This is a genomic window from Mesorhizobium sp. WSM4809 (assembly GCF_055811655.1).
On record NZ_JBVVQW010000033.1, the window covers coordinates 1 to 24,862 of the forward strand.

Annotated in this window: 16 protein-coding genes and 3 pseudogenes; 6 read left to right on the plus strand and 13 right to left on the minus strand. The window is 56.6% G+C overall.

The window, feature by feature from the left end:
* Positions 1–180 precede the first annotated feature (180 nt).
* Together AC0L24_RS32975 and AC0L24_RS32980 are read right to left on the minus strand one after the other, a co-directional pair.
* Positions 181–1,023 (minus strand): aspartyl/asparaginyl beta-hydroxylase domain-containing protein, encoded by an 843-nt coding sequence (locus AC0L24_RS32975; RefSeq protein ID WP_473564957.1) that lies wholly within the window; start codon positions 1,021–1,023, stop codon positions 181–183.
* 46 nt (positions 1,024–1,069) lie between these two features.
* A complete protein-coding gene (locus AC0L24_RS32980) occupies positions 1,070–3,700 on the minus strand; it encodes an AMP-binding protein (RefSeq protein ID WP_473564958.1) in 2,631 nt (876 codons plus the stop codon).
* Positions 3,701–4,214: 514 nt separating this feature from the next.
* Between AC0L24_RS32980 and AC0L24_RS32985 the strand changes: the two genes are divergently transcribed.
* A complete protein-coding gene (locus tag AC0L24_RS32985) occupies positions 4,215–5,768 on the plus strand; it encodes a carbamoyltransferase C-terminal domain-containing protein (RefSeq protein WP_473564959.1) in 1,554 nt (517 codons plus the stop codon).
* 114 nt (positions 5,769–5,882) lie between these two features.
* On the opposite strand, the pseudogene AC0L24_RS32990 reads toward AC0L24_RS32985, so the two are convergent.
* From AC0L24_RS32990 to AC0L24_RS33005, 4 genes and pseudogenes are all read right to left on the minus strand, one after another.
* Positions 5,883–6,086 (minus strand): annotated as a pseudogene (locus tag AC0L24_RS32990) (IS21 family transposase); the annotation flags it as partial.
* Positions 6,087–6,321: 235 nt separating this feature from the next.
* The gene (gene istB / locus AC0L24_RS32995; RefSeq protein WP_473564960.1) at positions 6,322–7,077 is read right to left on the minus strand and encodes an IS21-like element helper ATPase IstB; all 756 of its coding nucleotides are present in this window, start codon (positions 7,075–7,077) and stop codon (positions 6,322–6,324) included.
* Positions 7,078–7,089: 12 nt separating this feature from the next.
* Positions 7,090–8,600 (minus strand): annotated as a pseudogene (gene istA, locus AC0L24_RS33000) (IS21 family transposase).
* A gap of 171 nt (positions 8,601–8,771) precedes the next feature.
* Positions 8,772–9,053: pseudogene (locus tag AC0L24_RS33005) on the minus strand (transposase); the annotation flags it as partial.
* A gap of 273 nt (positions 9,054–9,326) precedes the next feature.
* Here AC0L24_RS33005 and AC0L24_RS33010 point away from each other — a divergent pair.
* Entirely contained in the window at positions 9,327–10,010 is a 684-nt protein-coding gene (locus AC0L24_RS33010; protein WP_473564961.1) for a GntR family transcriptional regulator, read from the plus strand.
* 281 nt (positions 10,011–10,291) lie between these two features.
* On the opposite strand, the gene AC0L24_RS33015 is transcribed toward AC0L24_RS33010, so the two are convergent.
* The 6 genes from AC0L24_RS33015 to AC0L24_RS33040 form a co-directional block, all read right to left on the minus strand.
* A complete protein-coding gene (locus tag AC0L24_RS33015) occupies positions 10,292–12,190 on the minus strand; it encodes an MBL fold metallo-hydrolase (RefSeq protein ID WP_473564962.1) in 1,899 nt (632 codons plus the stop codon).
* 223 nt (positions 12,191–12,413) lie between these two features.
* On the minus strand, positions 12,414–13,271 hold the full coding sequence (locus tag AC0L24_RS33020) for an ABC transporter permease (RefSeq protein ID WP_473564963.1): 858 nt from the start codon (positions 13,269–13,271) through the stop codon (positions 12,414–12,416).
* A 13-nt stretch (positions 13,272–13,284) separates the two neighbouring features.
* Complete coding sequence (locus AC0L24_RS33025) at positions 13,285–14,229, minus strand: ABC transporter permease (RefSeq protein WP_473564964.1); 945 nt, start codon at positions 14,227–14,229, stop codon at positions 13,285–13,287.
* Between the two features lie 30 nt (positions 14,230–14,259).
* Positions 14,260–15,861 (minus strand): ABC transporter substrate-binding protein, encoded by a 1,602-nt coding sequence (locus tag AC0L24_RS33030; protein WP_473564965.1) that lies wholly within the window; start codon positions 15,859–15,861, stop codon positions 14,260–14,262.
* A 38-nt stretch (positions 15,862–15,899) separates the two neighbouring features.
* Positions 15,900–17,750 (minus strand): ABC transporter ATP-binding protein, encoded by a 1,851-nt coding sequence (locus AC0L24_RS33035; protein WP_473564972.1) that lies wholly within the window; start codon positions 17,748–17,750, stop codon positions 15,900–15,902.
* Between the two features lie 67 nt (positions 17,751–17,817).
* Positions 17,818–18,837 carry a dipeptidase gene (locus AC0L24_RS33040; RefSeq protein WP_473564966.1) on the minus strand — a complete coding sequence of 340 codons (1,020 nt, stop codon included), beginning with the start codon at positions 18,835–18,837 and terminating at the stop codon, positions 17,818–17,820.
* Between the two features lie 150 nt (positions 18,838–18,987).
* Here AC0L24_RS33040 and AC0L24_RS33045 point away from each other — a divergent pair, with 150 nt between their 5' ends.
* The 4 genes from AC0L24_RS33045 to AC0L24_RS33060 all read left to right on the plus strand — a co-directional run bounded on the left by AC0L24_RS33045 (position 18,988) and on the right by AC0L24_RS33060 (position 24,623).
* Positions 18,988–19,143: an FAD-dependent oxidoreductase gene (locus tag AC0L24_RS33045; RefSeq protein WP_473564967.1), complete on the plus strand. Its 156-nt coding sequence runs from the start codon at positions 18,988–18,990 to the stop codon at positions 19,141–19,143.
* A gap of 660 nt (positions 19,144–19,803) precedes the next feature.
* A complete protein-coding gene (locus AC0L24_RS33050; RefSeq protein WP_473564968.1) occupies positions 19,804–20,709 on the plus strand; it encodes a LysR family transcriptional regulator in 906 nt (301 codons plus the stop codon).
* Between the two features lie 81 nt (positions 20,710–20,790).
* The gene (locus AC0L24_RS33055; protein ID WP_473564969.1) at positions 20,791–22,872 is read left to right on the plus strand and encodes a hydantoinase/oxoprolinase family protein; all 2,082 of its coding nucleotides are present in this window, start codon (positions 20,791–20,793) and stop codon (positions 22,870–22,872) included.
* Positions 22,869–24,623, plus strand: a complete 1,755-nt coding sequence (locus AC0L24_RS33060; protein WP_473564970.1) for a hydantoinase B/oxoprolinase family protein — start codon at positions 22,869–22,871, stop codon at positions 24,621–24,623. The genes AC0L24_RS33055 and AC0L24_RS33060 overlap by 4 nt, the downstream gene beginning before the upstream one ends.
* Here AC0L24_RS33060 and AC0L24_RS33065 read toward each other — a convergent pair.
* Positions 24,588–24,800, minus strand: a complete 213-nt coding sequence (locus AC0L24_RS33065) for a hypothetical protein (RefSeq protein WP_473564971.1) — start codon at positions 24,798–24,800, stop codon at positions 24,588–24,590. The genes AC0L24_RS33060 and AC0L24_RS33065 overlap by 36 nt on opposite strands.
* Between the last annotated feature and the right edge of the window lie 62 nt (positions 24,801–24,862).

The window sequence follows — 24,862 nt, forward strand, 5'->3', positions numbered from 1 at the left end:
CTTAACCTGGTGTGCGAACAACCGACAGCAGGCCACCTCAGGCGAACCTCCATTAGGTGGCGAGAGGCAATGTCAGCCGCGTAGACACCGTGTACCCGGCAAAAGTGCGAAGATACTTGGCTTCCCAACAACCAGCTCAGGTCCAGATGCTCGACGAGGGACCGCTCAATCACAGCGACGTTAATAAACCATGACCTCGCCAGGTGCACGATCAACAAGATAAAATCGCTCAAGTTTGTCGGTTTTCTCGATAAGCACTGGGTCACCACGAAGCCGACACAGTTCCCTAAGCCAGCTATACATAGCTTGGCAGTCGACTTTGTAAAAGAAGTGAATCTTTGCCAAAATAGCGACGATCTCGCGGTAATTGGCTTCGCTTATAATTTCAGAAAGTCCCAGTACGCAACCAAGTGTTTCATCTGTCCAGTCCTTTCGAGTATCAACCATAGCATTTCCCGTCACCGGCTCTTCGGTTTTACGCACAATCTGTTCGGGAAGGCGAGTCCCCTCGAAGTCGGCCATTAGGTGCACCCGTGGCGTTGGTGAGAAGCACCCAGCGCTGTGCGGCACACTCGCATCGAGAAACCATATCTCGCCCAGGCTCATGTGAAAGATTCGATCCTTTTCCGTGTTCGCGCATCTTTCATTTGTATCTAGAACTAAATGAACCCTTGCAAAGTTCCCCTCCAGTTCCAAGTAATCACGGTGAGGTATAATACACGAGTTCTCGGATATACGTACGATTCGGGCGTAACGCATGGAACTAGTGTCAAAGTATGTGTCCAGGAGTTCGTTCAAGTAGGGTAGAGATCGGCCCAGAGGCGTTGTTACCGCTGGGGTGCCGTGGGTGACCACACTATCTTCCTCCTGCACCCCCGACTGGTTGCGCAGCATGCAGGCCTCCCACTTCCCGCAGGAGAAATCCGAATATGTGGCTGGAAAATTTGCTTTCGCTAAGGTTGCAAGATCGGCAGCCAACCGCGTTTGATCAAGCTCGACCATACCCAATATCCGCGTCGCCATTTCAACCTCCAGCTGTTTTCCAAGAAAGTGACCTATACGTCTAGAGTTATGGATATGCGCGTTTTGCCTGTTCCCGCGCCGCTTCACCGAGAAAACCATAGGGTTCATGGCACATTGCACGAACCAACACGGTCTCCATGTCATTTACGTTGATTAGCCTGGCGTAGGTTCCCGCCAGCGCGAAGTCACGCGTAACGTCCTTCAGCTCCTGAACGTCGCGAGCTACATTCCGTTCGAGAAACTTGAACTCCGGCCTTCCGGCGACATCACGGACGTACACGGACGATGACGCGGTAATCGGCCCCATTCCGAAGTCAACGATGCCTTCGATGTCGATCGTCTTCATATATGGCACACGTGCCATCGTTTCGCAGCGGTGAACATGCGTAGCAACCGCCGTCCCGATACCCATGATCAGCCCTCCAACCCGGCTGATGAGCCCAAATATGGAGTCGTCACCGAATGGGGTGCATTTCCACCACTCCGTTTCGCACAGTTCGCGCATTCTCGGACCGGTCACGACCATTGAATAAGCAGGATGTTTTGTACGCCCGGCAGAGAGCCTCCGCATTACAAGATCGGCCAGCACACCTGTTTCGGACTTCGTCTCTGTCAAATGAAATTTTTTCGTGGCGCAATAGCTCAATGTGAACGACGGCAGAATAACCGTGGTTGACGCCGCGAGACGGTCTATTGCCTCGAGCAGAATGGATGAAACCTCGGTCGCAGTTACATTCCTCATTGCTGCAAGCGATGAGTGCACCACAACCGTGCCTGGGGTCTGACTTTCAATGTGTTCCACAATTGTGGCCAGCTCGCCCCGAAGTTTGGCAGCCCGCCCGGTCTTGCCCGCGGCGCCGATCCCTTGAGATCCACTGCCGTTGATCGTTCCAATTCGACTTGCCCACTCCCCCAGCGACAAATCTTGCTCTCCAAGGACGTCAGTTCGGAACATCAGACCGCATTCGGCCAACTTGAGCTGTACTTCGAGGAACATCAGTGAATCGATGTTGCATTCCCAAGCTTTCGAACTGGGTAAAACGGACCTTCCCGTGACAGCGTTCACCGCTTCCAGCAAAAGGTCCAACGGCATCCCGGCCCGATCCCTGGGAGCTACGTCGCGCTTTACTTTCGTCCCAAGCGCCTCATTGGCAATTCTGTGAAGGGCGACATGGTCAAGTTTTCCATTGGCAGTAAAAGGAAGCGCATCGACAGTCACAACGAGCTTTGGGGCCCGATCGCTCGGCAGCGCATCCGCCAGCCTTCGAGCAAGGTCATCCACGTCGGCGCTCGCGGGCGTCACCATGCAGACCAAGTCCTGGCCCATCCCGTCGTCCCTATCTACCACAACTACTGCAGAATCCGCGCACAGGCCCGTCCGGTCTATGGCACTGGTAATTTCCCCTTTTTCCAGTCGCATTCCTCGATATTTGGTCTGATCGTCCATCCTTCGGATGGACCGCAATCCATGTTCTTCCGATGCCACGACATAATCACCAGTGCGGTACAGCACTTGCTCGCCTTTCGCCGTCATGTGAGGAACGAAGTGCAGTTCAGTTTCACGTCGGTCAGCCACATAGCCTTCGGACGTCTGCAGTCCTCCTATCCAGAGCTCCCCCTCGACTTCAAATCCCACGTTGCACAGATTCTCGTCCAGAACGAAGAAGTCCATGTTGCATACCGGTTTTCCGGTGAACATCGGGAGATCCAATTCGCCACGAGGGCAATAGTAGTAATTGACGGCAACACAGCATTCGGTCGGCCCATAGCTGTTTATTAGCTTCGTGTTGGGGAACATTGAGTAAAACCGTCGCCTAAGTGAGTCTGGCAGCGCCTCCCCCCCGCAGACCACAAAATTAAGTTCAGTGAACTGCCTCAGCAGGTATGGAAGACGGTCAAGAGTTCCGAGGAATGTCTGCAGTATTGTTGGAACCATCTGAATGACATTTGTTCCGCTCTGAATTAGAAACTCGATTGTTTGGATGAGCTGCGTTGCCAATTGTGTTGCGGGCAAAACGATTGTTCCACCGGTCGCAAAGGGTACGAAGAACTCGGGGATCGAGAAATCGAATGCTGGCCGCGAAAGCTGCGCGATGCTTGCTTTTTCTGAGAAATCAATCATGTCGATATACCAGTCGACCAAATTCAGAAGAGCCGCCTGGGACACTGGTACGCCTTTCGGAACTCCGGTGCTCCCCGAGGTGTGCATGATATAAGAGATGTTTTTGAACCCAGAGTTGGTGCCCACGCGTGAAATTGGCTCGACGCGAAGCGAACCATTTCGATCAAAGCTCACGACGGCACTGGCATTCGTTTTGAAAATTATATTCTCCAGTCGCTCGGCCGGCTCCGAAGGATCGGCAGGCACGAAAGCAACGCCCAACATTTGAGTGGCAAGAATGACCGCCACAAATTCGACAGATCGGGGCAGTTTAACAATGACGGCATCACCGGGGCGAACTCCCATGGCCTCGAACTGTCCCTTGAGACTGGAGCTCGACGCCTGTAATTCGCTATAAGTTATATCGTCTCTCCCATTCGTGCGGATTGCCGGATTTGCTGGAAATGTGTGAAATGTCCTGGCGATTACGTCGGCCATTTTATCGTCGCCAAAACGCGAGGGTCGGCGCAGACCGGAAAGCGTCGGTGTCAACGCATACATGCGAGCAGTTTTCATATTGAGCTTTCTCAGGAGTATGGTCTGAATCGGCGGTCGAAGTTCTCTTACCGCTTTCAGAATATGGACCGAGCAGCGCGATACATGGTGTTAATTATTTGCTAATTTGCTTTTCAGGAGTGTGAAAAATACGAGCAACACTACTTGCTGGGGAACGACGATCCTGCCATGAAACCAAGCCTCCGTATGGCGTCCTCCCCACCGGTGCTGCCGCCCTGACGACTGCGTTAGGCCGCCGCTGCCCTGAATGCCGAGCGGGTCTCCCCCGTTACCCGATGACCCTTCCAATGTGCCGTGCCCATATTCATCGGCCCTGCATTGCCCAGGCGCCTACCCCCATCAGGCAATCGTTGGTCGATCCAATCTTTCATAGGCTGTCACAGAGTGCAAATGACCGTCGTATAGTTTTCGTTAAATTTCATAATTGTATCATTGTACCAGTGGTGTAAACTCGGGTAGAAAGGAATACTCTTTCGCTTACAGCATTTGCTGTTTTCAGGCAGTGGAGTATAGTATGAAAATATTGTCGCTAAAACCGGGCCATGATGGCACAATTGCAGCACTGGATGCATCAGCAGCCGAACTGATTTATTCATACGAGGCTGAGAAGGACAGCTTTCCCAGATATTCGACCGTTAATTCGACGACTATCCTCGAAGCGGTAGGACGCCTAGACGCGATTCCGGATGTGATTGCTCTCGGTGGGTGGAGGAGGACAGGGTCAGCGCGCAACGTCTCCGACGCGACAGGCTACGGCGGCATAGCCGCAGGGTCGGAACTTGTCGGAGAGAGGACCATCTTCGGCAGGAAGGTGGATTTCTATTCCTCGACGCACGAGCGATCCCATCTCTGGAGCTGCTACGGGATGTCGCCATTCCCCGCCGGGATGCCCTGTTACGTGCTGATCTGGGAAGGATGGTTCGGCAATTTTTATGAAATCGATGAGCACCTGAACGTCGTGGATAGGGGAAAGGTGATGGCGTATCCCGGCCATAAATACGCTTTCCTTTATGCGCTCGCAGATGCGAGCGCAGGATCAATGCGGATCGAAGACGCCGGCAAAGTAATGGCGCTTACCGCCTACGGGGAGACCAGATCGGCCGACCACGACGAGCAGGCGCTAATGGACTTCCTGCTTCCTAGCGATCTGTACCCGATGCCCAAGGAGGATCTACGGGATTCACCCTACTACAATATTGGCGTAACCCATCAGAAGTTCACGAATCTTGCCAGGCGAGTTTCGGACGCCATCTTCGATTCGTTCCACGCTTTCGCGAAGAAGAACCTGACAAAGGGTTTTCCGCTGCTTATTGCCGGCGGGTGCGGATTGAATTGCGAGTGGAACCGCCGATGGATCGAGACGAACCTCTTTTCCGATGTTTTCATTCCGCCGTGCACAAATGACACGGGCTCAGCGATCGGGACCGCAGTGGACGCGATGCGGCATTTCACAGGCCATGCGAAGATCAAGTGGAACGTCTATTCCGGCCAGCCGTTCATATTTGACGAGATGGACCTAAACGGACTCGAGGTCCATCCACTCGACTACGAGCAAGTGACTTCGGCGTTGCTAAGCGACAAGGTGATCGGCTGGGTACAGGGGAATTGCGAAATAGGGCCACGGGCGCTCGGCAACCGGTCAATTTTCGCCGCGCCCTTCTCAAAGGGAACCCATGAGCGGCTAAACCGTATCAAGAACCGGGAGGCTTTTCGCCCGATCGCGCCGGTTTGCCTGGAAGAGGACGTCGCGCTCCACTTCGATCTAGCTCGCCCGTCGCCCTACATGCTTCTGTTTCAGAAGGTTCTTGATAGCCGATTGAGAGCCGTCACCCATGTTGACGGCACAGCACGGGCCCAAACCGTTTCGCAGAATCAAAACGTATGCCTGTTTCAATTGCTCACTTCCTTCAAAGCGAAAACTGGCATTGGCGTTCTTTGCAACACCTCCTTGAACTTCAAAGGTACCGGCTTCATCAATCGTGCAAGCGATTTGCTAGCTTATGCCCGGGCAGCAGGCCTCGACGGGTTTGTGATCAACGATGCTTTTTATCTCCTCAAGGAGGACTAGAAAGGGCAACGGTGCTCTGGCGCCGCGGCCAGCTCTCGGTCGAGGCGATCGTCACTCACAACGACGCTGTGAACGGCATCATGGCCGAACCCAGCACCGGCACCGTCTGCCCGGCATCACCGCGCCCGCTGCATGCCGACCGCGCAATGTGGCGCTCGTCCGGCGCTCGAAAGCGGCGAAGTGCTCGCAGAAAAAGCTGTAGGCGTGGCCGGCGCGATACTCCTGCCACAACAGCGTCAGCATCACGCCTTGCGCTTCACCTCCCGGGCAGGCGATCAACGCAAAGTCCGGTTCGCTCAGATCTTGCGGCGGACCACCGTCGTTCGCTTGCCTCGCGCGACCAGCGTTCGATAGTGGGCCGTCAGACGGGTCTGAGCCCTTCTGTGATGCCGCCACGCCTGATTGTGCGTATTCCGATGAAGCCGGCCACCGATTCCGATTTGAAGCCGGCCAGTCATTCCGATTTCATTCCGGCCACCCTTCCGATTGAAGGCGGCCAGTTTTCGGACTGATCCTGGGTCTCGTTGATGTTTGGGTTGGGTTTTGTTTCAGGTCAAGCTTCGGTGTTTTCGGGGACGATTGGCGGGCGCTGTTTTCGCATGCTTTCACCGGTGAGATCGATGCGATAGGCGTTGTGAACGAGGCGATCCAGGATGGCGTCGGCCAAAGTTGGGTTTGCAATAATTTCCCACCAGCGATCCACGGGCACCTGACTTGTGACGATGGTTGAGCGTCGTTCGTAGCGATCCTCAATGATCTCCAGGAGATCGCGGCGTTGGTCGTCATTGAGTTTTTCCGGTCCCCAGTCATCAAGGATCAGCAGGTCGGTCCTGGCAAGAGATTTGAGGATCCTGCCGTATCGCCCGTCGCCTCTTGCGAGCGCGAGGGCGGCGAACAGCCGGGGAAGCCGGTGGTAGGCGACTGAGAAGTCTTCGCGGCAGGCCTGGTGGCCAAGAGCGCAGGCAAGCCAGCTTTTGCCGACGCCGGCTGGCCCGGTGACAAGAAGACCGTGATGCTTTCTGATCCAGCCGCAGCCGGCAAGCGCCATGAACAAATTGCGGTCGAGGCCGCGTGCGGCGCGGAAGTCGGCATTCTCGATCTGCGCGTCATGGCGAAGCTTGGCAGCCCTGGCGCGAGCCTCGAAACGCTTCTGGCGGCGCATGGTCGCCTCGCGTTCGAGCAGCATGGCAAGCCATTCGCCGTGCTCGAGGCCACGCACTTCGGACTGTGCGTCGAGTTCCTGGAAAGCGGTTGCCATGCCGTAAAGGCCGAGCTCTCGCAGCATGTCGATGGTGGGATTGATCAGCATGGGTGGATCTCCTCAATGAAAGTAATCAGGGCCACGCAGATTGGCGTGATCGACGATGGCGGTTGGTTCGGTGGAATGGCGTGCGGCTTTGTGGTTGGCGATGAGCGAAGCGATGCTCTTGCAGTTCAGGCCACCGATCTCGACAGCGCGGGCTGACACGGCTTCGGCCCGATTGCGATCGATGTCGCGAAACAGACGTAGGATGCCCAGACATGTTCGAAAGCCCTGCTCGGGATGCGGACGGCTGGCGAGAATTGCGATGACCAGACCTTCGGTCTGCGGCCCGATCGACGTGGCCCAGCGCCGAAAACGCTCCGGCGTCCATTCGGCATAGCGCCGGTGGGAACTGGGCATGTGATCCGGATCGGTTCCATGGCGAGGACCTCCATAGCGGCGCTGATGCACCGCGACGCGCTTGCCGCGGTGGAAGATCTCGATGGTGCGCGCCGTTGCTCTCAGATCGACCTGCTGACGAATGAGGCTGTGGGGCACGGAATAAAAGAAGGTCTTGAACTCGACATGATAATCCGTCGAGACGCGGGCCAAACGCCATTCGGCAAACTCGTAATCCTCCAGTGGAAGACTGGCCAAAGCCGGGCGCTCGACGGTCTCGAAGAGCTGTCGGCGACTGACGCCCAGCCGGCGCATGACGTGGTCGTTGATGCGATCGAGCGCCTGGGCAATGGCGGCATTGGCCTCAGCCAGCGAGAAGAAAGTCTGGTTGCGCAGGCGCCCCAGAATGCAGGACTGGGCGAAACGCACTCCATTCTCCACTTTCGATTTATCCCGAGGCTTTCTTGGCCGTGCCGGAAGAACGCCGACGCCATAGTGGGAAGCCATCATGCCGTAGCTGCGGTTGATCTCGGGATCGTAGAAACTGGCGCGACTGACGCCCGACTTCAGATTGTCGGGAACGACGAGTCTGGGAACGCCGTGAAAAAACGAAACATCCGGACATGCGAGCCAATCCAGTCGGGGAGCGTTTGCGTCCAGGTGGCCTCGGCAAAGGTGTAGCTGGACGCACCCAGCACCGCCACGAAGATCTCCGCCTCGCGGATCTCACCGGTCTTGCGATCGACAATCGGAATCTTCTTGCCGGAATAATCCACGAAGACCTTGTCGCCGGCCGCATGCTCCTGGCGCATCGTCGGTGACAGTCGCTGCTTAAATCCCCGTAGAAGTTCACAAAAGCGACTGTAGCCATAACCGTCGGGATGCGACCCTCGATACTCCTCCCACAGGATGAGCAAGGTGACGCCGGGCTTCTTGAGCTCGACCGCAAGATCGGCCCAGTTCGGTTCCGTGCGTCGTCGCGTGCCCTGTTTGACGCCGTTGCGACTGAAGAGCTTGTGCTCAAGCGCATCGTCGGTCAGCTCGCCCGGCAAGGGCCAGCTCAATCCAACCGCGGCTGCACGCTGCAAATTATCCTGCACCGTACTGCGCGCTATCCCCAATACGACCGCAATCTCGCGGGAGCTCGTCCCGCTTCCGGCAAGCCGCAGCATCTGTCTCAATTGTCTCATGGTCAGCCTTCTCTTTGCCGGCATCAAAATGTCCCCGTTCATGGCGAGGTGATTGATGCCAAAGTTGCTGACCCAGGAGGTAATCTTCAGTGCCGAAAACTGGCCGGCTTTTGATTGGAATGGTGGCCGGCTTCAAATCGGAACGGTGGCCGGTCTTTGATCGGAATGGCGGCCGGCTTCACGTCGGAATCCGCACCTGATTGTCTCTCCAGTCGATCGCTCGCTTGGAACGAGGCCAGGACCGCCCATGAGCTGGCGAGAGCTCTCAAAACGGTCGCGGTACCGACCTCAGTAGCGCCACCGGCGACAATCGGATCGACCCCACGGAATGTCTGGAGCGCTCGTACGATCGGCGCCAGCGACCGGCTCGGGATGAACTCTTCGATCACGCGCTCAAGCCGTTCCACACGAGACGCGCACCGCATCGACCATCTCCTGGAGCGCGATCTGATGGTATCCCCACGGTGACGGCCAGACCGGAGGGATACATCTGATGCGCGGATCGTCGAACAGCTGCTACTGCAACGAACACAATAGCCAAGGAGCTCCTATGCCCTTGGAGGCTGGCACGATTTTTGATCGTGCTTCTCTGCAGCCTGGGATGGAAAGCAACCCTTCCGGGAGACCGGTGAGTGGCGAGGCAGTCTACCTTCAAACGTTAGGCGTCTTGCGCCCAAACCGTTGGTAACGGCCTTAGTTCTGAGATGCTGTCCGAGAGGAATGAATATGCTCAAAAAGACGTATCCGCACTCGAAATACCCCCTTGAACGACAGAGTCTACCTGAGGCGTTGGCAGACTCGTTGCGCGAACGGATTCTCAATGGGGAGTTCAAGGCAGGTGACCCGCTAGTCCAACAAGCAATCGCAGCCGAATATGGCTGCAGCCGAATGCCTGTTCGCGAGGCATTTCGACAGTTGGAAGCAGCTGGGCTGATCGTATTCCAGATTCATAAGGGTGCAATTGTCACATCACTACCGACAGCACAGGTCCTAGAACTTTTCGAGCTGAGAGCAATGCTGGAATGCGACGTATTGAGCCGCTCTCTAGCCTATCTGTCGGACGAAGACTTGGCTCGTTCCGAGCAAATATTGGAAGATCTCGGCGGCGCATATCGTAAGAGGGACATCGGGAAGGTTGGGGTTCTGAACTGGGACTTCCACCGCAGTCTCTATCTCCTACCGGAAGGCTCCCAGACGTTGGCGCTGATTCAAAGTATAAACATCCAGACAGAGCGTTATCGCAGACTCCATCCAGATTGGACCTTGAGCTTTGAAGACACAGACCTAGAACATCACCAGATTCTTGCTATGTTCAAGATCCGCGACTCCGGCGTGATAGACCTGATGAGAGGTCACATCACCCGAACAGGTCACAGACTTGTCGAGGCCCTCATTCGCGCTAAAGCGTAAGACCGTGTGTCCGCCTCTACCTATGAGGTACCTCGTCCTACATTGCACATCCGAGGGTCACTCGGGCGGGCTGAGCCGATCCTCACCGCAAAAGGACGAGCCGCGACGGATTACAGACGGATTACAGAGAAGCATTTGTCGAGATCTCGAGATCAATGATCAATGAATCCTTGCAATGTGACAGCGGCTGCGCCGAATTCGCCTGCGGCAGACGATCGATTTGATCTGCCAAACGGGTAAGTGTAAGCAGTGCAAGGACGGAAGCGCCGTCCTCCACTTTATCAGCGAGCGCCTCTATCGGTCGGAGAGGCCGGCAACGTTGAGACGAGGGATTCGCAGACGGGTCCTTGCGATACACCGTCGATAAGAATTTCAGCCGTTATGAGTGTTCGCCGACGATGGACCTGAACCGGCGCTGCGGCCTTAAGCATGATGTGACCCTTCTGTCCTGGTTGAAGCATGATGCTTTCGGCCTCTCCATGCGATGCCCAACCAAATGCAGGTAAAAGCCGAGCGCTGTACACAGCAGTGCGCTCCAAGTTATTGCGGATTTTGACCGTGTATGTGACCCCGCTGCCTGCCGGAACTTCCGAAACATATGGCAGCATTCGTGCCCAAAACAGATCGATAAAATGATCCGCGGGTTCATCTACTATGCCGCGGAAAGCGGCTTCCTTGCGTTCAATGTAGGCCGTATAATCGTCGAGCCTCGACTGATCCATCGCAATAAGTTCGCCGTGTCCGGGGCACACCAGTTCAGGTTTCATTGCTTGCATCAAGCTCGCGCAGCGGCGATGCATTTCCAACTGGAAGCTGTTGCGCATCACTGTAGACTGGACGACGGTATCGCGCCCAATCCCTCCGGATCTAGGATTGAAGAGGAACAGATTGTCTCCCCCAAAAACGATCCGCTTGCCATCGATTATAGCGAACACGATCGCGTGGTACTCGGTTTGACCTGGGGCGTAATGAACCTCGAAGTCGGCTCCTCTCCAATGAAATGCCTCACCATCTTGCAGAATCCGTTGCACTTCGATGGCCTTGTGAAAGCAACATGGCGTACTTGCCCACGCAGCAGGATTCGCGATGACTTCGGCTACGCAATCGAGAGCCCAGCAGTGCGTGCCGAAATGGCGTTGGAGAAAGGGTATCCCACAAACATGGTCATCATGAATGTGCGTGGGAATAACAAGTTCAATTTGCCGCACTCCATAGTCGTCGCGTAGCTGATCAAGATGATGCTCGACGAAACGCAGGGCCTGCATGCCATCGTGCTCAGCACCTGCATGGAGATGCGCCGCCGACGCAAATCCATAGTCGATCATCATCGCGTGGCCGCCTCCGCTAAGCACAATGTAGAAGTTCGAACAAGTGTAGGGACCCGCCCACAGCAGATGATCGCTTATACGTTGCAACTTGCTTTCGCGAAGAGTCTGCTGGTCGGTGAATGCGTTATTGCGGCCTGACGTGAAAAGTCGACCCGTCTTTGCGAGCGCTTCAAGCCGCGACTCGAGTCTTCCAACATCAGCGGCTACCTCGGTGATTGGCACCCCATGCGAGGGATAGGCGCATTCGACATGCTCCTTTTTGAGAGCAAGAATGGATTGCATCGTGAACTCGACGCCGAGCAAATCTCCGTACCCATACTCCATTGCATGAAGTTGGTAGAGTCGTCCGCCACGTGTCATCAGATCACTCGTAAAGGCGACCTTTTTTCCGTCCACATTTGTAATGAGGGTGATCATGCCGAAGGTGTGACCCTTTGCCGGCACCACCCGGAATTCGTACTCTTCCCAAGCAAAGGTGCTGTAATCCTCGAGAATAGCATCCACGCAAATATCTTCCCCTGGGGCGAAGAATGTGTTGCTGTTGCTGTAGTTGTCGTAGATACGCCGAGCCTGCCAAAAGGACTCAGCATTATCGAACAGGTGACGTTCGTATTCGGGTACTGCAACTAGTGCTCCGGTCTCCTGAACGATCCGCGTTCCCCAGCACTGATCCCGGTGGTGATGTGTATGTAGGACCCAGTCGATACGTTCGATCCCAATACCCGCAAGGTGCTGTATAATTGCCCCTGAGCCAGTATCGATCAGGACGCACCTGCTGCCACTTTTCAGAACATAGACGTTGCAGGTGTCTCGGAATTTCCACAGATGTTCAGAAAGTTGGGTGAGAGACATTATCCGTTCCTCGGATTTGAACGCCACGGAATGGTCGTTTCGTCGTTATGAACGGGCATAGACCACACTGCTCGGAGAAGATGCGAGGCGCCGAACATGAACACATGCGGTGCCATTCAACCTTCATTTTTTGGCTTACGTTCCTCCGAAGCGTCGTTCCGGACTCGCGCCTGGCGTTCCACGGCATGTCGTAGAAGACCCCGAGGATCGGAGTGACTTTGGCTTATTCAGGTAGCGTAAAGCGAGGGTCGAGCATATCGCGAAGGCTATCTCCCAAGAGATTGATTGCGAGCACGACGACTGCGATCACCACGCTCGGATATAAAATTAAGTGTGGCGCTACCAGAACAACGCTCCGTCCTTCGGCAACGATATTGCCCCAACTTGGATGCTCGGGAGGAACACCAACGCCGACGAAGCCGAGATAGGCCTCAAACAAAATTGCCAAGCCACAGATATAGGTTGCTTGCACTGCAATTGGTGCCAATGCGTTCGGCAAGATGTGCTTGAACAGCAGCCGAGCGGGACCGGCTCCATAGGATTGCGCGGCCTCCACGAAAACTTGCTCTCGAAGAGTCAACGTAAGGCTTCTGACCAGGCGCGCAACAACAGGTACCTCGGGCACAGCTAGGGCGATTATGACGGTGAAAATACCGCTCCCAAAAATCGTCGCCAACGCAATAGCTAGCAAAATCCCCGGTATGGCCATGATGCCATCCATCAACCGCATCAAGACCGTGTCGGTCAATCTGCCGGTCCCACCGACAAGGCCCACGACGGTTCCTACGGTTATCGCCAATGCTGCAGTTCCCAGTCCGATCGCAAGCGATATTCGACCGCCATACAGCACACGGGCTAGGACATCTCGCCCGAACATGTCGTTGCCGAGGAAATGCTCATAGCTAGGTGCCTTCAGCCTGAGCATAGAGTCGATCGCTAGGGGGTCCGCGTTGGTGATGTAAGGGGCACCGTAGGACGCTACCACAACGAGGACTATGATGATCACGGCTATAGGTGCTACGCCCGGCAAGCGCAGAGTCCTCCACGAGGGCAGTCGATTGGTCATTTCGCTAAGTGTCATATTCCTCGACTCCTCAGGTATATTGGATCCTGCGATCGATAACTGGGTACGTAAGATCGACGAGAAGGTTCATGATAACGTACACTAGCGCGCTCATTAGCAAGACACCCTGGATAACGGGTATGTCCTTATGCTGGATGGCATCGACCAGAAGTCGACCGACGCCAGGAATGGCAAAAACTGTCTCCGTGATGACAACGCCGCCCAACAGAGTAGCAAATGAGGTTCCGATAATTGTCACGATCGGAATAGCGACCAGCCTGAGGCAATGCCGAACGATAATAGTAAACTCACTCAGGCCCTTAGCCCGCGCAACCCGGATGAAATCCTGGTTGAAAATCTCGATAGCGCTTGCTCGTGTGATACGAGCCACCAAAGCGGTCTGAGTAAGCCCAAGCATGATTGCAGGAAGTATAACGTGTCGCACGAACTCACCAATTCCTTGATCGACGCCTGCGAAGCCTTGGACCGGCAGCCAACCAAAGGACACCCCAAAGGTAAAGATCAATACATATCCGACTAAAAAAGCGGGAACCGACATGCCTGCAACACAAAATAAGAGGACGAGTCGGTCTAACACCGTCCCCGGTCGATGGGCAGCTAGCAGCCCCAGCGGTACTGACACGATCAGCGCGATCACAGTCGAAGTTGTCGCGAGCGTGATCGTCGGCTCAATCCTGGTTAGGATAAGCCGCACGACGGGCTGCCCAGAGAAAAGCGATATACCGAGATTGCCGTCAAGGGCATCGTGCAACCATTGAAAGTATCTGATGAATACAGGAGCGTCCAGTTGAAGTCGTTCCCGAATAGCCTCGATCTGGGCGGGCGTGGCATAGTCACCCGCCATGATCGCTGCCGGATCGCCCGGACTTAGATAGGTCAATCCGAATACAACCGCCGTCACTATCCAGACTACAGGAACGACGGAAAGAATCCGGGTAATCGTGTATTTGATCATAATTGCCTCTAAGTCCGGGCCATGTGGCCCCTAATTGGCGGCCCGGCGAACATTCCAGAAGTAGAAGACAGCTACGTCGGCTGCGAGACCCTTGATTTCGGCTCTGCGGACCAGGGGCTGTGAGGATTCTCCTGTCAGCACGAACGGCAAATACTCGGATGCGCGTTTCTGCAGATCGAAGGTAATCTTTTTCTTATCTGCTTCGCTCGTTGCGCTTACAAATGCCGCGCGTAGTTTTTCGGTCTCTTCGTCACATGGCCAACCGAACCAAGCATCCCCGCAGTTGGAGGCAAGCATGAGATGCGTGATTGGAGACGACGCGGCGGCGGCATCCATACCCGAACCCATTAGGTTCCAGCCTCCTTTGGCGACCGGATCCTTTGATGTCCGACGCGACGTTAACGTCGCCCAATCCATAGATTGGAGTTCGACTTGCGCACCGGCCTTACGCAACTGCTGGGCCAAATACAGCATCCTCGAGTGATACGGGGCATAGTCCGTCGGATCGAGTATGACGAGCGGCTTCCCGTCATAGCCGGCTTCTGCCAACAATTGCTTCGCCTTGTCATAGTCGGGCCTACCGCGATGCTCTGTATAGGCGGATTCATCACCGTAGTGGTCGCCGCAAGTCAGGATTGCGTAGCACTCGCGCCACATTTTCGGATCGCCAGCTTCCAGCGGGAGGACCTCCTTCTGGTCGATGAGATAAGTAAGTGCTTCGCGCCCCTTCACATTATCGAAAGGAGGATTCGAGACATTTGGGCGGACGTTATTCGAATACCATATGCCGTTTTCTACGACGAACTTCGGATTGTTCCTAAAGGTGAGAGCATTGTCCATCGGCGGTTGCAGCCAGATGTCGTACTGATCGGTCAGCATTGCCGCCGTCGCAGTGTTGGGATCTGGGACATCCGTCATATCGATCTCGTCGAAGACAGCCTCCTTTTTACCGGCTCGGCCGCTTGGCTCATCTGTCCGCGGGACGTAATACGGGTTCTTGACGTAGACGCGCGTCTGACCCGGCTGCCACTTCGCAAGGTCGAACATGTACGGGCCGGATCCGGTGCCATCAGTGAGGGTCTCAGTGGCCGGAATAGAAGCTACCCGAGCAGGCATGATGAACGGAGGATTGCCTGTAGTGCCGGCCAAGGCAGTCGGAACATCGAAAGGCTCTTTAAGTTCTATCCGGAATGTCAGATCATCAACCTTGGTCATCTGGTTGAGTCTGGCGGCCAACATCTGCCCAATCTGAGCACGCGACGACCAGCGCCTTAGGGACTGAACTACATCATTAGTCGTTATGGGAGTGCCGTCCGAAAACTTCAGGTTCCCCCGAAGGCTAATTGTGTAGGTCTTCTTGTCGCCGCTGCTCTCGACCTTGTCCGCAAGCGCCGGCCTGACAACCCCTTTTTCGTCCATTTCGAACAATTTGTCGTAAATCAGAGAGGCGTGCGCTAGCGTCGAAGTTGCCGTTGTTACCATGGGATCAACGGTCTTCAGACCTTGGTCTGAAATCACACGAAGTGTATCCGCCATCGCTGTGGTAGCAAAAAGCGTCACAGCCAGCAACGAAACGATGGTGGCGCGTCGAACGATGCGCGGAAGCGTATTACTATTGGACATATCGGTCATTTTACTTCCCCTTCTAACAATTATGTTTTGGCCATCCGTCAATTTGTTTCGGAAGGCGTTTCCTTCTTGTCCCACTCCTCGCCCCATATCATAACAGCGTGGCCCAGCGAGACCTCGCGATACTGGCGCACGGGTGGAACGTAGTTGGCAGATCGGATCGGACTTTTGATTTCGTCGTTTGAAGCCGGTCGTTTCTGCAGGCGCCGCGCCGGATCGGCGATTGGTACTGCCGCAAGCAGCCGTTTCGTGTAGGGGTGCTGCGGATTCTGGAAAATCGCTTCGCGCGGTCCGATCTCGACAATCTCACCCAGGTACATCACTGCGACGCGGTGACTAACACGCTCAACCACTGCCATGTCGTGCGAGATAAACAGGTAGGCGAGCCCCATGCGGGCCTGCAGTTCGAGCATCAGGTTGATAACCTGTGCCTTGACCGAGACGTCTAGAGCCGAGACTGCTTCATCCGCCACGATGAGCCGCGGCTCAAGCGCGAGCGCCCGAGCTATGCAGACTCGTTGCCGTTGGCCACCCGAGAACTCGTGCGGAAAGCGGTTGGCCATTTCAGGCAAAAGACCGACGCGCTTCAGGAGCTCGGCAATCCTGTCCCCTGCCTTCGATCGGCTGGCGAGATTGTTGATCAGTAGCGGCTCGGTGATAGCAGTGCCGATATTCATGCGCGGATTTAGCGATGCGAACGGATCCTGGAAGACCATCTGCATTCGCTTTCGGTGCTGGCGTAATTCATTCCGGCTAAGCTTGAGCACATCTACGCCGTCGAGCAGAACCGAGCCCGAGAGTGGCTCCGTCAGCCGCATCACCGAGCGGCCGGTTGTAGACTTACCGCAGCCGGATTCGCCGACCAAAGCCAACGTTTCACCACTCTTGATGCTGAAAGAGACGTTCTCGACCGCATAGATCCGGCCTTTGACCGAGGAAAACAGACCGGAGCGCATTTCGAAGCGCTTCGTCAAGCCAATGACCTCCAGCACGGGGCGCTCGTTCTGCTTGACGGTATCCGGCACCTCAACTGGTAGATCGGACTCGCCAGTCGCGCGGTCGACGACGGGGAAGCGCATGGGCCGGCTATGGCCTTTCATCGAGCCGAGCTTCGGAACGGCTGAAAGCAGCGATCGCGTATAGGGGTGGTTAGGGCTGTTGAAGATGTCTTCAGTCTGTCCGGCCTCGACCGCCTGGCCATTATACATCACCACCGTTCGATCGGCGATCTCGGCGACCACACCCATATCGTGGGTGATAAAGAGGACCGCCATACCCTCCTCTTCCTGAAGCTCCTTGATTAGTTCCAGGATTTGGGCCTGGATCGTCACATCGAGTGCTGTTGTCGGCTCATCGGCAATCAGCAGTTTCGGCTTGCAGGCCAGCGCCATCGCGATCATCACACGTTGGCGCATGCCGCCCGAGAAGTGATGGGGATATTCGTGGAAGCGAGACGTAGCCGCTGGGATGCGCACTTTCTCCAGCAGGCGGATGGTCTCCGCCTCGGCCTCGGCGCGAGATAGGCCGCGATGCAGGATCAGCGCCTCGGCGATCTGAAAGCCGATTGTCAGCACTGGGTTCAGTGACGTCATCGGCTCCTGGAAGATCATCGCAATTTCGTTGCCGCGAATGCGGCGCATCTCGGCCTTTGAAAGGTTGAGAAGCTCCTTGCCCCCAAGCCTGATCGACCCTTCGACCTTGCTCGAGCCTGGCGCATTGAGCCGCATGATCGAGAGCGCAGTGACACTCTTGCCAGATCCGGATTCGCCCACCACCGCGACCGTCTCGCGGGTGCCAATGTGGAACGAAACGTCATTCACGACAGGACTCCAGCGCCCTCCCAGTCGGAAGGAGGTAACCAGATTCGAAACGGACAGGACGGCATTACTCATCCGCTGCTGCGGCATGGTTAGTTCCGATCTAGGTGTGCTGGGGTGTTTCAGGTCGAAATCCACCTGCTCAGTTCCCCCAAACGTCTCGGAAGACACGCAGCCAGTTCAACCCCAGAATCTTTTGGACATCACTCTCCCTATAGCCTCGGCGGAGAAGTCCTTGCGTCATTCCCAAGAGCATCTCAGGCGTTTCGATTTCTGGCGGGTTGTAGTGAGGTGGGCGCGGATAAGCAGCAGGGCTCCACATGCCGACGCTGACGTAGTACTCCCACATCTCAATCACTGTGTCGACATCGGAGAAAGGCGGAGTGCCCCACCAATAATCGAGACCCAGGCCTACGTGATCGATTCCGACGAGCGAGACGAAGTGATCGATATGCGCGATTAGATCGTCCAGCGAGGGCCGCGCTGCGCCACCATTGGCAGCCACAACGAACTGCGGAACAGCGGTGACAGCGACAAGACCGCCGGTGTTGGCCGCAGCTTTGGCCTGATCGTCTTGGATGTTCCTCTTGCTGGGAAACAGGGCGGCAGAATTTGAGTGCGAGAAAACCGCCGGCTGCGTTGTCAGCGACAAGGCATCCATGGTGGTCTTGTAGCCGGTATGGGTGCAGTCAACGACAATTCTGTTTTCGTTCAGCCTTCTTACTAGGCTCTTGCCAAAATTGCTAAGCCCTTCGTCGATCTCCTCCTCGCATCCGTTGCCGACATAATCCCTTTTGTTATAGGTCAACTGCACCATCCGGACGCCGAGCGATTGAAAAGCCTCAACGAGGTTGAGATCAGTTCCGAACGGCCCTGTTCCTTGGAAATGAAGCAGGATGCCCATCTGACCATCCCGCTTGGCATCTTCAATATCGGATGCGTTCCGCACCAGCTTCAGATCTTCCCTGGAGCAAATAAAGCGAAGCCAACTCCCGATCAATTGAAGTGCAGCTTCTGGGGAAGAACTACTTCCTCCGGAAACGGTTGGAGCTACGCATGTGACCCCACCTTTTTTATACGATTCCACGTACTTCTTACGATCGAGAAGCGGTGCAACGGCATCGATGACGATTGAATCGCGGTGAATTCTTTCGGCTTCCAAAGCGCTTCTCCTCCCAAATTAGTCCGCGATCGGCTTACCCTCACTTTCAAACCATCTTAACAGCGCATTGTCAAGCGATTGTAGATTGGATACAGTTGTTCAAGCGTGGGGTTCGCGGGCATCGGTCCACTGAAAAGGAAAGCTTACGCAATGGGTGGAGTGAGCGTCATTCTCGTGGGCGCCGGTATTGTCGGGTTAAGTGTTGCCTACGAGGCGCTACAGGCGGGTGCGGCAGTCACACTCGTCGACCGCGACCCTGATGGTGATAAAGCCTCGCTAGAGGCAACGCTGGCGGTATCGCCGTAACAGAAGTGATACCTGCCTCCGTCCCCGGACTGTGGAAGAAAGTGCCGTTCTGGATGCTGGATCCCTTCGGGCCGCTTCCCATTCGGGTCGAGCACGCGCCTCATTTATTGCCATGGCTCTGGCGGTTTGCGCGTGCTGGATCGAGATCCGAAGTGGTCCGGATCTCCGCGGCACTGGCCCACCTCAATGGTCGGGTCTATGACGACCTTCTGCCGCTATTCAATGCGCTGAGAGAAAATTCGTGGCTGCCGCTTTGGATTGACCTGCGTCGGCGGTCGGCTCGCACGGTTAAGGCGACTGCGACACTTCCGGGGTGTAATCTAAAATATTCCAACTGTCTTCGACCTGTACCGCACCTGTGCACCGAGCCTGCAAGCCATAGCCTCCCCTTCTGCTTGGCATTCCGGCGCTTCTCGGCACAAAATCGATTGTCCCCTCAGTGCGGATCTACTCCACCGCGACCGAGGGTCGCCTTCGCATTCGAGAGGATCGTTCCTGCCATGCTGCAATCCCGGATCCGGCACATGTCCGGATTCTCGCGCGCTAGTAGGATTGCAGGCGAGAAGCCGCGGCCCTCCGCAGTCGATGCAGTCATTTACGGCTGTCGACGAATGACATGAGACGCACGAACCGCCGATGCGGTCAGATAAGGACTCCATCATGACCTTTGATCAGATCAAGAGCTTCTACCTTGTCGCGGTGCTCGGGACATTTGCCAAGGCTGCAGAGCAACTAAACACCACGCAGCCAGCCATTTCTGCGCGAATCGCGGCCTTGGAGGATCGGCTCGGCGTTAACCTTTTTGACCGATCTGGTCATCGAGTTGCGCTCACCCCGGACGGCCGTAGCTTTCTGCGGAGTGCAGAGAAGCTGCTGGAAATCCAGGCGAAGGCCCTGACGCGCTACGGCAAAGGCAAGCTGCGCGGAGTCATCCGGATCGGGGCATCAGACACAATGGCAGTCATTTGGATCCCCCCCTTTCTCGCGGCCCTGCGCGCGGCGAATCCGGACGCCGAGTTCGAGCTTCACATCGGCCCATCCTATCGTCTGCGCGATGAGCTGCTGGCCAGAACTATCGATATCGGCTTCATTGCTGGCCCTGTTTCCAATCCCGAGATGGTGAACCATCTACTGTGCGACTGTCCCATGGTATTTGCGGCAGCACCGCCGCTTGGCCTGCACGGCAGGAAACTCACATCGGCCGAAATCGACCGCACGGACATCTTCACCTTCGAGCGGATGACCAGGCCGCATCAGGAGCTGTTACGCGATCTGCGCAAATTCGATATTTCGCCCAGGCTGAACCCGATCAACTCGCTGCAGACAATCATTCTCATGGTTCGCAAGGGTTTGGGAATTGGCGCAGTACCCCTCGGCTCCATCGAGGAGGATGTCGCCGCCGGCGATCTGGTTGTCCTCGACACCGAATTCAGGCTTGGCGATATCCGCTTCACCGTCTGCTACCCGCAGGGGCCGGACACGCAAGTTCCCGAGATGCTGACCCAAAGCGCGATGGTCTGTCTGAAGGGACGCGGCTCGTCAGAGTCGATAAAAATGCTTTATTGATCTCCAACGCAAGTTGCGATTTGCATCTATCGGCCCATCCTTTTTATGGTCTGCCCGCATTGGTGGAGCAGCGAGGATTCGATGGAAGGCTGGCGTTTAGCGTCCGACATTGGCGGTACCTTCACAGATATCGCTTTCATCGCCGAGGACGGGCTGCTCAGTACGATTAAGGTGCCATCGACGCCCCAGAACTATGCCAGGGGAGTGATCGAGGGTTCGAAAGCCCTCGCGTCGGCCTGTGATCTCGAGGTCGAGGAAATCACAGAGATGGCACATGGCTGTACCGTCGCTACCAACGCAATCCTGGAGGGCAAAGGTGCCCGGGTCGCTTTAGTCACGACGGCGGGGTTCCGTGATGTGCTTGAGTTGCGTCGCATCCGAGTGCCGAAGCTCTACGAACCGCTCTACGTCAAACCTTCTCCATTGGTCACACGCGACTTGAGGCTCGAAGTTCGTGAGCGTGTCGGAGCCGATGGAAGCGTGATCGTGCCACTAGTTGAGGATGACGTGCGCAAAGCTGCCGAGCTCATCGCAAAGTCGGGGGCGGAGGCTGTTGCCGTCTGCTTCCTGCACTCCTATCGCTTCCCAGACCACGAACGGCGTGCCGGCACGCTGCTTCGGGAACTGCTTCCCGGGTGCTTCATAACCCTTTCGGTCGACGTGCTCCCGCAGATTCGTGAATACGAGCGTACCAGCACGACAGTGGTGAATGCCTATGTTGGCCCCCCAGTGAAGCGGTACTTGGAAAGCCTGGAGGCCGATCTCGCCGAAGCCGGCTGCAAGGCGCGCATCTCGGTTATGCAATCCTCCGGTGGCTCAATCTCCTCCGCTTCCGTCAAGGAAATGCCAGCCCAGATCGTCGAATGTGGGCCGGCGGCGGGCGTTGTGGGAGCCGCCCATCTGGCCCGTCTTCTGGACATCCGCAACGCCATAACTTTCGATATGGGTGGCACTACGGCGAAAGGTTCGCTGATCGAGGATGGCGATGTAATCTTCGCTGAAGAATACGAGATCGGTGCTTCGATGAGCACAGCGGGGGCAGTCGCCGGCGGCGGCGGATACGCGCTCAAGCTTCCAGTCATAGACATCTCCGAGGTTGGCGCCGGCGGCGGCTCCATTGTGCGGCTGGACCGGGCAAGGGCCATCAAGATCGGTCCCGACAGCGCAGGCGCAGCGCCGGGTCCGGCCGCATATGGGCTCGGCGGCGAGGAGCCGACTGTCACCGATGCAAATATCGTGCTCGGCTTCTTGAACCCGCGGCACCTGGCTGGTGGAACTGTGCGGATTGATGCCGGCCTGTCGCGCGCAGCCCTCAAGCGTGCGATCGCCTCCCCGCTCGGGATGTCCCTGCATGAAGCCGCATACGGTGTGCACGAGGTTGCCAATGCGATAATGGCGCGGGCAATCAAGGCGGTAACAACGTATCGCGGGCGCAATCCGCGCGATTTTGTTATGTTCGCTTTCGGAGGCAACGGCGGTGTGCACGGAGCCTCCATCGCGCGCAGCCTGGAGATCAGCCGCATATTTGTTCCGCCCGCAGCCGGCGTCTTCAGTGCCGTGGGTCTGCTTCTGGCGGAACGGTCTGTAGCAGTCGTCTCGGCCTTCGTTTCGCTGCTGGATGAGCTCGACGATTCCGCAGCCGAACAGGCTTATGTCCAACTTGAGCGTGGGGCGGCGCGCCTTTTGGGCATTTCCGGTAAGGCCAAGTGTACGCGCCAGGTGGAAATGCGGTACGTCGGGCAGGCATTCGAACTAACGATTGATTTCGATGTTGATGGCCTGGTTACCGAGGCGCGCAAGGATCTACGCGCTCGCTTCGACGCCGAGCATGCGCGACGATTCGGGCACTGCTTCGATGAGCATAATGCGGTCGAGATCGTAGCATTGCGGCTCAGGGCGTCCGACCCGAGCCATGTCGTGCCCGATCGGCTGCGGCATGCGCTCCAGCCAAGCGCGCGTACTTCGAGACTGGTGTGGTTCGGAAAGAGCCACGGCTTCATGGAGACGGCTGTCGTGGGCCGTGCTGAAATTACGCGAGAGAAGCAGGCCGGCCCGATTATCGTGGAAGAATATGAGGGGACGACGGTTGTGCCGCCAGACGCTTCCGTTTTCCGAGACGAATTCGACAATCTGGTCCTCGATTTACGGCGAGAGATCGCATGATGGGACTCCGCAAGACAGACCCGTTTCTGCTCGAAATATTCAAAAATGCGTTCGACACGATAGCCGAGGAGATGAGCCTTACGATCATCCGCACCGCGTACTCCCAGATCGTTCGGGACTCTCTGGATTTCTCAACGGCGCTCTGCGATGCGAGGGGGCGTACCATCGCCCAAGGCGTATGCACCCCGATGCATCTAGGCAGCTTCTACGATGCACTACAGACGATGTCCGGCAAAATCGGTGACGACGTCCATCCGGACGACGTGCTCATCATGAACGACCCTTATGCTGCGGCAGGCCAGCACCTTCCTGACATCTATGTAGTCCGCCCCATCTTCTACGAAAATGCCTTGCGCGGCTGGGCAACGACGCTGGCGCATCATTCGGATGTCGGCGGCATCGTGGCGGGCTCAAATGCGCTTGGGGCTCACGAAATCTGGCAGGAAGGCCTGCGCATCCCTGTCCTCAAGCTGATGGATCGGGGGCGCCGCAACACCACCTTGTGGGACATGATAGCGCTCAACGTGCGTACGCCCGATCTCGTCCTCGGCGATCTCCAAGCACAGATGGCTGCCGGAGCGACGGGCGCGCGCGCGATGGTGCGTCTCTTCGAGCGCTACGGTGCCGGTACGGTCCTGCAGGCCATAGCGGATCTCAACGACTACGCACGGGAGTTGGCAGAAGCCGAGATTGGCGACCTTCCAGACGGCGTCTATCATTTCACCGATCACATTGACGGCATCGGCGAGGATCCCGAGCCGATCATTCTGAAGGTTCGGGTCGAGATAAAGGGCAGCCGGGTCCTTGTAGACTGGGACGGCTCATCTGCCCAAGTCGCCGGCGGCGTGAACTCCACCTTCCCCTTCACCAAGGCTTGTGCCTACGCAGCCCTGCGTTCCGTGATGAAGACGGACGTTCCTAACTGCCACGGGTTCACTGAGATCATCGAGGTCAGAGCCCCGGAAGGCACTGTGGTCCGCCCTGTGTCGCCGGCCCCCTGCGGCGCGCGCGGCATTACTGGTTACCGGATGATCGACTGCCTCTTCGGCGCGCTTTCGCAGGCTGCTCCCGATCGGGTGACGGCCGACGGCTCAGGTGGCTCGACTCTGCCGACCATCGCCGGCGTGCATGGGGGCCAGCAATTCGTCTTCTGTGAAACCGCGATGGGGACCTGGGGCGCCAGCCTAGTGAATGATGGGCTGGATGGTGGGCCCCATATCGGCGCCAACCAGTCTAACGTGCCGATCGAGATGATCGAGCAGGCCTATCCAATCCGCATCGAACACTACGGCTTCGTTGCCGATTCAGGCGGTCCTGGGCGCCGCAGAGGGGGGCTCGCCATCCAGCGCGATTATCGGCTCCTTGCAGAAGCAGCCACCCTGAACGTCCGTTCCGACAAGCGTGCCTACCCGCCTCATGGCCTCTTCGGGGGCTGTCAAGGCAAACCGTCGATGAACCGCCTGATCTCGGGCGACAATGTGATCGTGCTGCCGGTGCTACTCAAGGAACCCGTGCCAATGAAAAAGCACGACCTGTTCAGTCACGAGATGCCGTCGGGGGGTGGCTACGGCCCGGCAACCGAGCGGGAGCCAGAGCGTGTGCTGGAAGACTGTCGTCTGGGCAAAATCAGCATACAAGGTGCGCGGCGCGACTACGCCGTCGTCCTAATAGAGAGTGAAGCGGAGATCATGATTGATATCCACGCCACGCAACAACTACGGCAGGTAAGATCGTTTCGCTCCGGCAAATGAAGAGATGCCCAGCGGAAAAAGAGGAAAGGAGGAAATCGGCTTCGTCTTTTCGCCGACGGCCGCGCTGACGATGATGATTAAGGGAGCCAGCGTGCAGACCAGCTTGGACATGGCAAACGCTCGCCGATAAGGTGCGCTGGCCCGCATCGCGTTGATCCCGATGACGTTGGCGTACAACACGGTTTTGACAATACATTATGTTGCTTAATAGCCATATGGTTCGCGCTGTTCAACTGTCA

Bases quoted from the DNA above. Each gene is read 5' to 3' on its own strand.
- AC0L24_RS32975 (WP_473564957.1), bottom strand. From the start codon at position 1,023: ATGGCGACGCGGATATTGGGTATGGTCGAGCTTGATCAAACGCGGTTG.
- AC0L24_RS32980 (WP_473564958.1), bottom strand. From the start codon at position 3,700: ATGAAAACTGCTCGCATGTATGCGTTGACACCGACGCTTTCCGGTCTG.
- AC0L24_RS32985 (WP_473564959.1), top strand. From the start codon at position 4,215: ATGAAAATATTGTCGCTAAAACCGGGCCATGATGGCACAATTGCAGCA.
- istB (WP_473564960.1), bottom strand. From the start codon at position 7,077: ATGCTGATCAATCCCACCATCGACATGCTGCGAGAGCTCGGCCTTTAC.
- AC0L24_RS33010 (WP_473564961.1), top strand. From the start codon at position 9,327: ATGCTCAAAAAGACGTATCCGCACTCGAAATACCCCCTTGAACGACAG.
- AC0L24_RS33015 (WP_473564962.1), bottom strand. From the start codon at position 12,190: ATGTCTCTCACCCAACTTTCTGAACATCTGTGGAAATTCCGAGACACC.
- AC0L24_RS33020 (WP_473564963.1), bottom strand. From the start codon at position 13,271: ATGACACTTAGCGAAATGACCAATCGACTGCCCTCGTGGAGGACTCTG.
- AC0L24_RS33025 (WP_473564964.1), bottom strand. From the start codon at position 14,229: ATGATCAAATACACGATTACCCGGATTCTTTCCGTCGTTCCTGTAGTC.
- AC0L24_RS33030 (WP_473564965.1), bottom strand. From the start codon at position 15,861: ATGACCGATATGTCCAATAGTAATACGCTTCCGCGCATCGTTCGACGC.
- AC0L24_RS33035 (WP_473564972.1), bottom strand. From the start codon at position 17,750: ATGAGTAATGCCGTCCTGTCCGTTTCGAATCTGGTTACCTCCTTCCGA.
- AC0L24_RS33045 (WP_473564967.1), top strand. From the start codon at position 18,988: ATGGGTGGAGTGAGCGTCATTCTCGTGGGCGCCGGTATTGTCGGGTTA.
- AC0L24_RS33050 (WP_473564968.1), top strand. From the start codon at position 19,804: ATGACCTTTGATCAGATCAAGAGCTTCTACCTTGTCGCGGTGCTCGGG.
- AC0L24_RS33055 (WP_473564969.1), top strand. From the start codon at position 20,791: ATGGAAGGCTGGCGTTTAGCGTCCGACATTGGCGGTACCTTCACAGAT.
- AC0L24_RS33060 (WP_473564970.1), top strand. From the start codon at position 22,869: ATGATGGGACTCCGCAAGACAGACCCGTTTCTGCTCGAAATATTCAAA.